Raw genomic sequence first — 12932 nt, 5'->3', positions numbered from 1 at the left:
CAGGAGCCGCATCGATGCACCTGAACCACAAGCGCACCAGAGCACGGACCTTCGCCACTGCCTTCGCCCTGGCCGCAGCCCTCCTCACGCCGGCCGGCCCCGCGGTCGCGTCGGCCGGCCCGGCCGAGCAGCCGGCGGAGCAGTCGGCCGGGCGGAGCGGCCGGCCGGACACCCCGCACGGCTTCGCCTCACTGGACGGCGGGACCACGGGAGGCCGGGGCGGCAAGGTCGTCACCGTCACCACCCAGGCGGATCTGGCCCGGTACGCGGCCGCCGACGAGCCCTACATCATCCGGGTCGCCGGTTCCGTCGCCGTCGAACCCTTCGGCCACGACATCGTCGTGGCGTCGGACAAGACCATCGTCGGCGTCGGGGACACCGGCGAGATCGTCCACGGCGAACTGCACCTGAACCCCGGTACCCACAACGTCATCATCCGCAACCTCACCATCCGCGACTCGTACGTCGAGGGCGACTGGGACGGCAAGACCACGGACTTCGACGCCATCCAGATGGACTCGGTCGACCACGTCTGGATCGACCACAACCGGCTGACGCACATGGGCGACGGGCTCCTCGACATCCGCAAGGACAGTGAGTACATCACCGTCTCCCACAACCGGTTCGACAACCACAACAAGGCGTTCGGCATCGGCTGGACCGAGAACGTCAAGACCCAGATCACCATCGACCACAACTGGTTCAACGGCACCAAGCAGCGCAACCCGTCCGCCGACAACTGCGCGTACGCCCACCTGTACAACAACTACCTCTCCGCACAGGTGGCGGACGGCGACCCGGTCTGGACCTACGGCAACTGGGCCCGCGGCAGGACCAGGATGGTCATCGAGAACAGCTACTACGAGGACGTCCAGCACCCCTACCAGGCCGATGACACCGCCGAACTGGTGCAGCGCGGGTCCATCCTGAAGAACACCACCGGCCGCACCGACGCCTGGGGGGCCGCCTTCAGGCCGCGTGACCTCTACCCGTACACCCTGGACCGCGCGGCCGACGTACCGAAGCTGGTCACCCGCGACTCCGGGCCGCAGAAGACCATCGGCACCGGCACCGTGCTCCGCGTTCCGGCCGACTACCCGACCGTGCAGGCCGCCGTCGACGCCGTGCCCGCGGGCAACGACGGACGCGTCACGGTCGAGATCGCCCCCGGCACCTACCGCGAACACGTCCGGATCGGGAAGAACCAGCCGTACGTCTCCCTCGTCGGGACCGGCAAGCGGCGCTCCGACACGCTCATCGTCTTCGACACCCCGTCCGGTGAGACCAAGCCCGACGGCACCACCCAGGGTTCGTGGGGCAGCGCGACCGTCGTCGTCGAGGGACACGACTTCAGCGCACAGAACCTCACCTTCTCCAACGACTTCGACGAGGACGCCGTCGAACTGGACGGTGAGCAGGCCCTCGCCGTGAAGACCACCGGGGACAGGCTGACCTTCGAGAACACCGCCTTCCTCGGCAACCAGGACACCCTGATGACCGACACCCCCGTCCTCACGCAGAAGGCCCGGGTCTACCTCAGGGACGCGTACATCGAGGGCGACGTCGACTTCATCTACGGCCGCGCCACCACCGTCATCGAGGACTCGGTGATCAAGGCGCTCAGCCGCGGTTCCGACACCAACAACGGCTACATCACGGCCGCTTCGACCTGGAAGGAGAACCCGTACGGCTTCCTGATCACCCGCAGCCGCATCGTGAGCGACGCCCCGGCGGACTCCTTCCACCTCGGCCGGCCCTGGCATCCGAGCGGGAACCCGGACGCGATCGGCCAGGTGCTGATCCGGGAGACCGAGCTGCCCGCCGCGATCAAGGCCACGCCGTGGACCGACATGAGCGGCTTCCCCTGGCAGGAAGCGCGCTTCAGCGAGTACCGGACGTACGGACCGGGCGCCGCCCGGACCGCCGACCGGCCGCAGATGTCCGCCGCGGACGCCGCACACCACCGGGTCGCCGACTACCTCGCGGGCGAGGACGGCTGGGCCCCGCACCACACCCCCCACGCAGCGCATTCCTGACTCCCGAGCATCCAGACCGAGAGAGAGCCGACCATGAACATCTCGAAGACGCAGCGGGGGCGTGCCGCAGCGGCCGTGTCCCTGGCGGCAGTGCTGGCCCTGACCGCCACCGCCTGCGGCGACAGCGGAAGCAGCAGCGGAGAAGAGGGCAGCGGGAAGGGTGAGATCACCTTCTGGGACAACAACGGCGGTCCGCGCACCGCCGTCTGGACCGAGATCATCAAGGACTTCGAGGAGAAGTACCCGGACATCAAGGTCACGTACGTCCCGATCCCGATCGCGGACGTCCAGTCCAAGTACGACACCGCGATCGCGGGCGGCGGCCTGCCGGACGTCGGCGGTGTCGGCACCGCCTACCTCTCCAACATCGTCGCCCAGGAGGCCCTGGAGCCCGTCGGCGACCGCATCAAGGGATCCGCCCTGAACGGCAAGCTCGTCGAGAGCATGGTCGCGAGCGTCAAGGACGCGGGCGGCCGGGGCGATGAGATGTACACCGTGCCCACCTCCGCGAACAACGGCGCGCTCTGGTACCGCACCGACCTGTTCGAGGCGGCGGGACTGAAGGCCCCGGCCACCTGGGCCGACTTCTACACGGCGGCCGAGAAGCTCACCGACGTCAAGAACAACAAGTTCGGCTACACCATCCGCGGCGGCGCCGGCTCCATCGCCCAGGCCATCGACGCGGCCTACGGGCAGTCCGGCATCACGGAGTTCTGGAACGGCGACAAGACGACGCTCAACGATCCGAAGAACGTCGCCGCGCTGGAGAAGTACGCCGCCCTCTACAAGAAGACGACCCCCGCGGCCGACGTCAACAACGACTTCACCAAGATGGTCGCCCAGTGGGACTCCGGCACCATCGGCATGCTCAGCCACAACCTCGGCTCCTACCAGGACCACCTGAAGGCACTGGGCAAGGACAAGTTCGCCGGCATCCCCAACCCGATCGGTGACAGCGGCACCCGCGTCCAGGTCTCCAACCCCGTCGACGGGCTCGGCCTGTTCAAGTCCAGCAAGAACAAGACGGCGGCCTGGAAGTTCATCGAGTTCGCCGCCTCCCACGAGTCCAACAGCAAGTGGAACGAGTCGGCCGGTGCCATCCCGGCCAACACCGAGGCCGCCAAGGACCCGTGGATCAGCGCCGCCGCCCCGACCGAGCTCGCCGCGAAGTCCCTGACCGACGGCTCCACCGAGATCGTGCAGCTGCCGTACTACCTGCCCGACTGGAACAACATCAGCAAGGCCGACAACGAGCCGGAGTTCCAGAAGGTGCTGCTCGGCAAGACCACGGCGAAGGCCTTCCTGGACAAGATGGCCGAGGAGCTGAACAAGGCCCAGGCGGAGTGGAAGGAACAGAGCAAGAGCTGACCCCGAGGACGGTCCTGTCACGGCCGACCCCCCGGTGACCGGGGGCCGGCGGCGGTCCGGGTCGCGCCGCGCCGCCGGTCCCTCTCCCGCTGTCAGAGAGGTAGCTCCACCGTGTCACTCACCCGCAGACGCACGGCAGCCGCGCTCGCCGCGCTGCCCCTCGCCCTGGCCGCGACCCCCGCCGTCGCACACGGCCGGGGCGGCCCTGACCGTCTCCGTACCGTGCACATCGCGGGCGACTCGACGGCCGCCCAGAAGTACGCCGACGCGGCACCCGAGACCGGGTGGGGGATGGCCCTGCCGTTCTTCCTCGGCCACGGGCTCCACGTCGCCAACCACGCCATGAACGGGCGCAGTTCGAAGAGCTTCATCGACGAGGGCCTGCTCGCCGCACTCCTCGTGGCAGTCCGCCCGGGCGATCTGCTGCTCATCCAGTTCGGGCACAACGACGAGAAGACCACGGACCCGGCCCGCGGCACCGATCCGTTCACCACCTACCAGGAGTACCTGCGGCAGTACGTGACGGCCGCCCGCGACCACGGCGCGCGGCCCGTCCTCCTCACCCCCGTCGAGCGCCGCCGCTTCGCCACCGACGGGACCGCGACGCCCAGCCACGGCGACTACCCGGCCGCGATGCGGGAACTGGCCGCCGAGGAGGACGTGCCGCTGCTCGATCTGCAGGCCCTCACCCTGGCCCGCTGGCAGCAGCTCGGCCCGGACGGGACGCAGGCACTGTTCAACTGGCTGGAACCGGGCCAGTCGCCCAACTACCCCGACGGGCAGCAGGACAACACGCACTTCCAGCCGCGCGGAGCCGTCGAGGTCGCCCGGATCACCGCGCGGGCCCTGTTGGACGCCCGCGTCCTCGCGCCGCGCGACCTGCGCCGGCTCGACGACCCGGTCCCCACCGAGTGGATCACCTGGCCCCGGGCCTGACCCGGCACCGTCCCACCCCACCCACCGAAGGAACCCACATGCCCGCACGTATGTGTCATGCTCGCGCCATCGCTCTGGTGATGGGCTGTGCCTCACTCGCCCTCGCCGTGTCCGTCCCCGCCCAGGCCGCCCCGCACCCCGCGAAGGGCATCGAGCGCGCCGTGCTCCCCGCGAGCGACGGCTGGGCCGCCGCCGACGGCTCCACCACCGGCGGCGCCGCCGCGACGCCCGACCACGTCTACACCGTCACCGACCGGGCCGAACTCATCGCCGCCTTCGAAGACGCCGGCGACGCCCCGAAGATCGTCAGAATCGCCGGCACGATCCACGGGAACGCCGACGCCGCCGGTGACCCCCTGGACTGCGAGGACTACCAGACCGACGGCTACACCCTCGACACGTACCTCGCCGCCTACGACCCGGCGACCTGGGGCAAGGAGCTCCCGGCCGGCCCGCTGGAGGAGGCCCGCGCCGCGTCGGCCGCCGTGCAGAAGGCCGCGGTCGAGGTCCAGGTCCCCTCCAACACCACACTGGTCGGCGTCGGCGAGGACGCCACCGTCATCGGCGCCAGTCTCCAGATCAGCAACGTCTCGAACGTCATCGTCCGCAACATCACCTTCGAGGACACCTACGACTGCTTCCCCCAGTGGGATCCCACCGACGGGGAGACCGGCGCCTGGAACTCCGAGTACGACAACCTCGTCGTCACCGGCTCCCACCACGTCTGGGTCGACCACAACACCTTCAGCGACGGCGACCGGCCCGACGCCGACCAGCCCCACTACTACGGCGAAATCTTCCAGCAGCACGACGGCCTCTTCGACATCGTCCGCGGCGCCGACCTGGTCACCGTCTCCTGGAACGTCCTGAAGAACCACGACAAGACGATGCTCATCGGTAACAGCGACAGCGCCGCCACCGCGGCGATCGACCGCGGAAAGCTCCGCGTCACCCTGCACCACAACCTCTTCCAGGACGTCAAGGAGCGCGCACCCCGCGTCCGTTTCGGCGCCGTCGACTCGTACAACAACCACTTCGTCGCCACGGCGGGCGCCGCCTACGGCTACAGCTACGGCGTGGGCATGGAGTCCCGGATCGTCGCCGAACACAACGCGTTCACCCTCGCCCCGCAGGCCGACCCGGCGACCATCCTGAAGAAGTGGAAGGAGTCCCCGATCACCGCGGCGGACAACTACGTCAACGGCCGCAGGACCGACCTCATCGCCGTCCACAACGCGGGCGTCCCCGCCGAGCAGCTCACCCCGGACGCCGGCTGGACCCCGACCCTGCGCACCAGGATCGACAACCCGCGCGCCGTCCCGGCCCTCGTCGGCCGCGGAGCCGGAGCCGGCCGCGGCTGCTGAGACGCACGCGGGGCCGGGACGGGCACCACTCCCGTCCCGGCCCCCTCCTGTGTCCTCACCTCACCCACCATGAAGGAGGTACCCCTCGTGCGTGTGAAATCCCCCGTACGGCCCGGAGGCCGTACGCGCAGGGCGACTGCCGCGGCGACCGCCGCACTCGCCGCCGTACTGCTCGCGACGGGCGGCACGACCGCCACGGCCACGGCCACGGCCTCCGCCACGGCCTCGGCGTCCGGTTCGGGCTCGGCCTCCGCCACGGCCGGTCGCGGCCCGACCGGCTGGGCGTCCGCGAACGGCGCGGTCACCGGTGGCGCGGGCGCGGACCACGCGTCGGTGTGGACCGTGCGCACCCGCGCCGAACTCAAGGAGGCCCTCGCCAACCACGGCGACCCCACCGCGCCGAAGATCGTCCGCGTCATCGGGGACATCCACGGCAACGAGGCGGACGACGGCACCCTGCTCGGCGAACAGGACTACGCCCCGGGCTACGACCTCACCCGGTACATGTCCTGCTTCGGCGAGTCCGGCACCACCTGGTCCGACACCCGCTACGACTACTGCAAGCAGCAGCGCATCCTGCGCCAGACCGGCTCGAACAACGAGAAGCTGCAGATCCAGCTGACCGTGCCGAGCAACACCACACTCGTCGGCGCGGGCCGCGGCGCACGGCTGCTCGGCGTCTTCCTGACCGTCAACACCGGCACCAACATCATCGTCCGGGATCTCGAACTGGAGTCACCGGTCGACCACTTCACCACCTGGTCGCCCGACGACGGCGACGAAGGCAACTGGAACGCCCGCTTCGACGCGATGACCGTCATCACGGGCCGCACCATCTGGATCGACCACTGCGCCTTCGGCGACGGCCGGTACCCGGACCGCGCCGCCCCTGTGGGTTTCCACGGGAAGCCCGTCCAGCGCCACGACGGGCTGCTCGACATCGAGGACGGCTCCGACTTCATCACCGTCTCCGACAGCCGGTTCACCGACCACGACAAGGCGCTCCTGATCGGTTCGGGCGACGGGCGCGGCGACCGGGACCGCGGCCATCTGAGGATCACCTTCGCGCGCAACCTCTTCACGGACATCGTGCAGCGGGGCCCGCGCGTCCGGTTCGGCCAGGTGCACGTCCTGAACAACGTCTACCGGGGCCGGGCCGAGGACACCGTCTACGCCCTGGGCATGGGGCTGGAGTCCGCGATCGTCTCCGAACGCAACGTGTTCGAGTACACGGGACACAACGCCGGCCCCGCCGTGGTCGTCGCGAACTACGGAGGCGAACGCTTCCGGGACACCGGCTCCTGGTTCAACGGCCGCCCCGCCGACCTCGACGCGGTGGCCGCCGCCGCGACCCCGGGGGAGTTCAGCACGGACACCGGCTGGGATCCCCGGGACGTCTACCCCTATCACGCGCTGAAGTCCCTTGCGGCGGTGCGCGGTTACGTCCTGCACCACGCGGGCCCGCGGCAGCACTGACCGGCCGGTGCGGGGCCCCCTGGGAGCCGGTGGATCCGAGGGGGCACCGCGTCGTCAGTCGTAGCTGATGTCCGACGTGGAGTAGCGGCAGTACGTGCCGTCGGGGCCGCTGCCCGTCTCGGTCGGCTCGGCACCCGTGTTGTTGCCCGTGTAGCGGACGCACGGCTTGATCTTCTTGCTGCTGTCCCCGTGGATCCGGATCGAGCTCAGTGTCGCCGTGTCCCCGTAGTTGGTGTTGATGCCGACCAGCGCCTTGCCGGGCGCGGTGACATCGACATCGCTGACGACAATGGTGCGTTTGTACTGCTTGGAGCAGTTGCCGCACGAGCGGACCAGCTTGCCGAAGTCCGAGACCTGGAATCCGGTGACGGTCAGCGTGCCCGCCCCGTTGAACTGGAAGACCTTGTCGGACGCCTTGCGGGCGCCACCGCCGGTCACCTTGTACACGGCCCCGGACGAGGAGCCCTTGAAGGAGGCCGCGTCCTCGCCGACATCCTCCCACCAGACGTTCTGCAACGTGCACGAGCCCAGGCAGTGGATACCGTCGGCGGCGGGCGCGCCCACGATGACGTTCTTCAGGACGGCCCCGTCCGCCAGCTCGAAGATCGGGTCCTGGTCCTCGCCCTGGCCGCCGTCACCGAGGTCGCCGCTGCCGTAGAAGCGCTTCAGCCCTCCGTCGTACGTCCCCGAGACCGGGATGGTCGCCGAGACGGCCTGGGAGCCGTTCGCCGTCGGCCAGGAGGCCGCGGCGCCGGCCGGCTGGGCCGTGAGTCCCAGGGCGACGGCGGCGCCGGTGAGCGCCAGCGCGGCGCTCAGGGAGGTGTACCGCCGGCGGCGCCCCGGGCGTGGGAGAAGCGCGGTGCGTGGGGGGAGTGCGGCTCGTTCCTTCATCTCGGTGTCCCGTTCCGTGAGGGGCTGGGGGAGTGTCGCGCTCTCTGGTCGCCACGGTCCGGAGAAGGGTTGCCGGGGTCGGGGAAAGTCTCGGGCCGACGCGAACCGGGCGAGGTCCGGTCCGGCCCGCGCGTCGGGCCGGCAGACCGCTTCTGCCCCGCGCCCCTGGGCCGGGGACTGCCGGAGTGCCCTCAGTGAGAGGAGCTGAAGTCGTCGCCCACCGCCGCCTGTTGACCCGTCGTAGGCACCGCGCGCGCCGTCACGTCGTCACCGCTCGCGTCCCGGTCGCCCTCGGCGTGGTTGTACTGACCGGCGAACGTGTGCGTACCGGCCGGGACCGTCCGCCCCGGCTTCAGCGTCCAGCGGTAGACGAGGAAACCGCCCTGCTCCCGGGCGGAGGCGATGAAGTCCACCTCCGGCAACGAGCGCCACGCACCGGTGGTGTTCACCCCACCGGTGAGCGCGATCCGCAGCTCGACGGTGAGCGCGGACAGCGGTCGGCTCGTCCGCAGCGTCACATCGCTCTGCGCCCAGTACGCGTTGCTGTGCGGGTCGACGGCGGCGTCGATCCAGAGCGGCCCGTCCTCGGCGGGCAGCGCGCCGGGCCCGGCCGGTGCCTCCGGTGCGGGCGTGGGCGGCTCGGTGGCCGGGACGGGGGTGCTGGGCGGCCCCGCCACCCGTCGGCCGTCGTCGCCCCCGCCGCCGGTCGTGGTGACCGCGTACGCGCCCACGACCAGCACCGCGCAGACCGCCGCCGTCGCCCCGGCGACCCGCAGCCACAACGCCGCACCGCGCCCGGCGTGCGGAACGCGGGCGGAGGGCCGCTGGGCCATGCCGCGCTCGACCCGCGCCAGCATCCGCTCCCGGTCGGGGCGGTGTGTTCCGGCAGCCGCGCGCAGCCGCGCCCGCAGCTCGTCGTCCATCAGTGTCTTCCTCCGTTGCGCTGCGCCGCGACAGCCACCTGTACCTGCGCGGCGGGCGTATCGGGCCCGAGCAGCCGTTGCAGTTCCGCGACGGCGCGCGAGGTCTGGCTCTTCACCGTGCCCACCGAGATCCCGAGCACCAGCGAGGTGTCCCGCTCCGACAAGTCGAAGGCGTGCCGCAGCACCACGCACGCCCGTTTGCGGAACGGCAGTCTGCGCAGCGCCCCTTGGACGTCGACGACGGCCGACACGTCGGGATCGTCGACCGCGTACCCGTCCCCGGGCCCGCGCGGCGCCCAGAACAGGGCGATCCTGCGCCGCTCGCGCACCGCGCTGCGGATCCGGCTGCGGGCGAGGTTGGCCACGACACCGCGTGCGTACGCGACGGGGTGGTCGGCGTCCTTGAGACGGTCCCAACGGTGCCAGAGCGCCAGCAGCGCGTCGGCCGCCAGATCGTCCGCGGCGTCGGCCTCACCGGTCAGCAGGTGGGCGAGCCGGGCGAGTTCGGCGTAGTGAGCCTCGAAGAACTCATGGAACTCGGCGGCAGCGGCATCGTCGACGACTGAGCCCACAACTACCTCTCTCTGCACTCGAATCCCTTGTACGCGCGGTGTCGCGTTGTGTACGTTCCCCGGCACCGCCCGCGGCCCGCGGGCGGTGCATGAGCGTAACGGCGTACCCCGGAAGCGCTTCGACACGGATGTGTGATCCCAGTAAGGCGTAACACGGCGAAAACCTGAAGACCCCGTGTCCGACGGAACAATCCAGCTACCCCGTAGAGGGGCCTTCACGTACCCAGCAGGAGCGCCCATGCCCGACAGATCCGCGCAACGCAACCCCGTCGACCGCTACTTCGCCATCAGCGACCGCGGCTCGACCTTCGGACGCGAGATACGCGGCGGCTTCGCCACCTTCTTCACCATGGCCTACATCCTGGTCCTCAACCCGATCATCCTCGGTTCGGCCGAGGACAAGTTCGGTGCCCATCTCTCCCCGCCCCAGCTCGTCACCGCCACCGCCCTGGTGGCTGCCGTGATGACCGCGATCATGGGACTCGGCGGCAATCTGCCGCTGGCGATCGCCGCCGGTCTCGGTCTCAACGCCGTCGTCGCGTTCCAGATCGCTCCGCTGATGAGCTGGCCCGACGCGATGGGCCTGATCGTCCTCGAAGGTCTGCTGATCTGCGCCCTGGTCGTCACCGGGCTGCGCGAGGCCGTCATGCGGGCCATCCCGCCCGCGCTCAAGCACGCGATCAGCGTCGGCATCGGGCTCTTCATCGCGTTCATCGGGTTCATCGACGCGGGCTTCGTCACCCGCATTCCCGGCGAGACCGGTTCCGTCCCCGTCCAGCTCGGGGCCACGGGACAGCTCTCCGGCTGGCCGGTCCTGGTCTTCTGCCTCGGCGTCCTGCTGACCGTGGCGCTGCTGGCCCGCAAGGTGCGGGGGGCCATCCTGATCAGCATCGTGGTGATGACGGCCGTCGCGATGGTCGTCAACGCGGTCGCCGACATCGTTCCGGACGCCTGGGGGCTCACCGTCCCGAGCTTCCCCGACGACATCGTGGCCGCCCCGGACTTCGGTCTCCTCGGCTCCTTCAGCCTCTTCGGGGCGTTCCAGCAGGTCGGCGTCGTCACCATCGTGCTGCTGGTCTTCACGCTGATCCTCAGCGACTTCTTCGACACGATGGGCACCGTGGTCGGCGTCTCCAGCGAGGCCGGGCTCCTCGACGAGCAGGGCCGGGTGCCGAACCTCGGCCGGGTCCTGCTGATCGACGGCGCCGCCGCGGTGGCGGGCGGTGCGGCCTCCGCCTCGTCGAGCACCTCCTACATCGAGTCCGCGGCCGGCGTCGGCGAGGGCGCCCGTACCGGTTTCGCGTCCCTGGTCACCGGCGGGCTGTTCGCGGTCGCCCTGTTCCTCACCCCGCTCGCCACGGTCGTCCCCGCCCAGGCAGCCGCGCCCGCCCTGGTCGCCGTCGGCTTCCTGCTGATGGCGCAGGTCCGGTACATCGACTGGGAGCGCTACGAGTTCGCCATCCCGGCGTTCCTCACGATCGTCGTGATGCCGTTCACGTACTCGATCACCAACGGCATCGGAGCGGGCTTCCTCGCGTACGTCGTCATCAAGTGCGTCCTCGGGAAGGCGCGCGAGGTGCACGGGCTGCTGTGGGGAGCGTCGGCGCTGTTCACCGTGTATTTCGCGATCGACCCGATCGAGCAGCTGTTCGGCGTGAAGTAGCCGCGGCGCGGGTGCGAGGGGCCGGACTCCGGCGGGTGCGGAGGCCCGGCTCCTCGCGCCCGGCTGCTCACGCCCGCCCGGCTCTCTGCACCCGCCCAGCTCTTCGCACCCGCCCCTGTCACCGCTTGAGCGCGGCCTTCATCATCTTCTGGGCGATCGGCGCCGCCAGGCCGTTGCCGCTGACCTCCGCGCGGGCCGCGCCCGAGTCCTCGACGACGACGGCCACCGCGACCTCCTTGCCGCTGGAGTCGTCCTTCGCGTACGAGGTGAACCAGGCGTACGGGCTCTTGCTGTTGCCCACACCGTTCTGTGCGGTGCCCGTCTTGCCGCCCACCTCGGCCCCGTCGATCCTGGCGTTGGTACCGGTGCCCTCCTCGACCACGGTCACCATCGCGCTGCGCAACTGCTCGGCGGTGGACTGCGAGACGACCCGCTTCGTGTCCCCGTCCGCGAACGTCTGCAGCGCGTTGCCCTTGGAGTCCGTCACCGCCGACACCATGTGGGGTGCGGCCAGTTCGCCGCCGTTGGCGAGAGTGGCGGAGACCATGGCGATCTGCAGCGGTGTCGCGGTGACCTCGAACTGGCCGATGCCCGAGAGCGCGGTCTGCGGCTTGTCCATGCCGGACGGATAGACGCTCGCGGAGGCCCGTACCGGCATGTCGAGCTTCTCGGCGTTGAAACCGAACTTCTCCGCCATCGCCCTGACCTTGTCCTGGCCGAGGTCGACCGCGATCTTGCCGAAGACGTTGTTGCAGGAGTACTGGAGCGCGGTGCGCAGCGTGGCGTTCTCGCAGGGCGCCGAGGCGCTCTCGTTCTCCAGGGATCTGCTGGTGCCGGGCAGGGGGTACGGGTTGGGGCTGTCCGTGCGCTCGTCGACCGAGCTGTACAACCCGTTCTCCAGTGCCGCGGCGGCCACCACCAGCTTGAACGTCGAACCGGGGGCCAGCGGCTGCCGCAACGCGCGGTTGACCAGCGGCTTGTCCGTGTCGCCGAGCAGCTTCTTCCAGGTGTCGCCGTCCGCCGTCCCGCTGATCGTCGACGGGTCGTACGAAGGGGTCGACACCACGGCCAGGACCTGGCCGGTCTTCGGGTCGATCGCGACCGCCGCCCCCTTGTCGTCGCCGAGCGCCTCGTACGCGGCCTTCTGCACATCGGGGTCGATCGTCGTCAGGACGTTGCCGGGAGTCGACTGCTTGCCCGTCACCGTGTCCATCGGGTTCTTCAGCCGGTTGTCGGTCCCGTCCAGCACATGGCTGTAGATCCCTTCGAGCTGGGTGGCGCCGTAGGCCTGCGAGCTGTAGCCGGTGACGGCCGCGTAGAGCTCGCCCTGCGTGTAGGTGCGCTTGTACGCGAGGTCGCTGCCCACCGTCCTCTTCGATCCGGTGACCGGGTTCCCGGCCACGATGATGTCGCCGAGCGGCTGCGCGTACTGCGCGATGGTCTTCCGCCGGTTGTGGTCGTCGTCTGCGAGCGCCCGTGCCTGATACGCCTGCACCCAGGTCGCCCGCACCAGCAGGGCGAGGACCAGAAGCAGGACGAAGACCGAGGTGCGCCTGATCGTCTTGTTCATCCCACGAGAGGGACGAGCGGAGCACCCGCGGCGTTCCCGGTTGAGCCGCTTCTCACCGATTCCTCATGATCGGCCGGTACGCGCCGCTGATCTGCCGGTACGCGCCGCGAGGACCGGTACGCGCCGGGGCGGC

10 protein-coding genes are annotated in these 12932 nt (G+C 70.3%); 6 read left to right on the top strand and 4 right to left on the bottom strand.

Annotated features, from left to right (window positions below):
* Positions 1–14 precede the first annotated feature (14 nt).
* The 5 genes from ACFVUT_RS08505 (at position 15) to ACFVUT_RS08485 (ending at position 7180) form a co-directional block, all read left to right on the top strand.
* Entirely contained in the window at positions 15–2036 is a 2022-nt protein-coding gene (locus tag ACFVUT_RS08505; protein WP_389646508.1) for a pectinesterase family protein, read from the top strand.
* Positions 2037–2069: 33 nt separating this feature from the next.
* Entirely contained in the window at positions 2070–3404 is a 1335-nt protein-coding gene (locus ACFVUT_RS08500; RefSeq protein WP_389646511.1) for an ABC transporter substrate-binding protein, read from the top strand.
* 111 nt (positions 3405–3515) lie between these two features.
* Positions 3516–4340 (top strand): rhamnogalacturonan acetylesterase, encoded by an 825-nt coding sequence (locus tag ACFVUT_RS08495; RefSeq protein ID WP_389646513.1) that lies wholly within the window; start codon positions 3516–3518, stop codon positions 4338–4340.
* A gap of 38 nt (positions 4341–4378) precedes the next feature.
* Positions 4379–5704 (top strand): polysaccharide lyase family 1 protein, encoded by a 1326-nt coding sequence (locus ACFVUT_RS08490; RefSeq protein ID WP_389646516.1) that lies wholly within the window; start codon positions 4379–4381, stop codon positions 5702–5704.
* An 87-nt stretch (positions 5705–5791) separates the two neighbouring features.
* Complete coding sequence (locus ACFVUT_RS08485) at positions 5792–7180, top strand: polysaccharide lyase family 1 protein (protein ID WP_389646519.1); 1389 nt, start codon at positions 5792–5794, stop codon at positions 7178–7180.
* 54 nt (positions 7181–7234) lie between these two features.
* Here the strand turns inward: ACFVUT_RS08485 and ACFVUT_RS08480 are convergent, their stop codons facing one another.
* From ACFVUT_RS08480 to ACFVUT_RS08470, 3 genes are all read right to left on the bottom strand, one after another.
* The gene (locus tag ACFVUT_RS08480) at positions 7235–8071 is read right to left on the bottom strand and encodes a pectate lyase (protein ID WP_389646522.1); all 837 of its coding nucleotides are present in this window, start codon (positions 8069–8071) and stop codon (positions 7235–7237) included.
* 191 nt (positions 8072–8262) lie between these two features.
* Positions 8263–8994, bottom strand: a complete 732-nt coding sequence (locus ACFVUT_RS08475) for a hypothetical protein (protein WP_389646525.1) — start codon at positions 8992–8994, stop codon at positions 8263–8265.
* The gene (locus ACFVUT_RS08470; RefSeq protein WP_389646527.1) at positions 8994–9566 is read right to left on the bottom strand and encodes a SigE family RNA polymerase sigma factor; all 573 of its coding nucleotides are present in this window, start codon (positions 9564–9566) and stop codon (positions 8994–8996) included. The genes ACFVUT_RS08475 and ACFVUT_RS08470 overlap by 1 nt, the downstream gene beginning before the upstream one ends.
* Before the next feature lie 238 nt (positions 9567–9804).
* Between ACFVUT_RS08470 and ACFVUT_RS08465 the strand changes: the two genes are divergently transcribed.
* A complete protein-coding gene (locus ACFVUT_RS08465; protein ID WP_389646530.1) occupies positions 9805–11229 on the top strand; it encodes an NCS2 family permease in 1425 nt (474 codons plus the stop codon).
* A 118-nt stretch (positions 11230–11347) separates the two neighbouring features.
* Here the strand turns inward: ACFVUT_RS08465 and ACFVUT_RS08460 are convergent, their stop codons facing one another.
* Positions 11348–12799 carry a penicillin-binding transpeptidase domain-containing protein gene (locus ACFVUT_RS08460; protein WP_389646533.1) on the bottom strand — a complete coding sequence of 484 codons (1452 nt, stop codon included), beginning with the start codon at positions 12797–12799 and terminating at the stop codon, positions 11348–11350.
* Between the last annotated feature and the right edge of the window lie 133 nt (positions 12800–12932).

This window comes from Streptomyces sp. NPDC058051, from assembly GCF_042885475.1.
Lineage (GTDB): Bacteria > Actinomycetota > Actinomycetes > Streptomycetales > Streptomycetaceae > Streptomyces.
Note: the sequence above shows the minus strand (reverse complement) of the source record. Positions and strands in the feature narration are given on the sequence as shown.

Excerpts from the sequence above, each read along its gene's own strand:
- ACFVUT_RS08505 (WP_389646508.1), top strand. The coding sequence starts at position 15 with ATGCACCTGAACCACAAGCGCACCAGAGCACGGACCTTCGCCACTGCC.
- ACFVUT_RS08500 (WP_389646511.1), top strand. The coding sequence starts at position 2,070 with ATGAACATCTCGAAGACGCAGCGGGGGCGTGCCGCAGCGGCCGTGTCC.
- ACFVUT_RS08490 (WP_389646516.1), top strand. The coding sequence starts at position 4,379 with ATGCCCGCACGTATGTGTCATGCTCGCGCCATCGCTCTGGTGATGGGC.
- ACFVUT_RS08480 (WP_389646522.1), bottom strand. The coding sequence starts at position 8,071 with ATGAAGGAACGAGCCGCACTCCCCCCACGCACCGCGCTTCTCCCACGC.
- ACFVUT_RS08475 (WP_389646525.1), bottom strand. The coding sequence starts at position 8,994 with ATGGACGACGAGCTGCGGGCGCGGCTGCGCGCGGCTGCCGGAACACAC.
- ACFVUT_RS08465 (WP_389646530.1), top strand. The coding sequence starts at position 9,805 with ATGCCCGACAGATCCGCGCAACGCAACCCCGTCGACCGCTACTTCGCC.
- ACFVUT_RS08460 (WP_389646533.1), bottom strand. The coding sequence starts at position 12,799 with ATGAACAAGACGATCAGGCGCACCTCGGTCTTCGTCCTGCTTCTGGTC.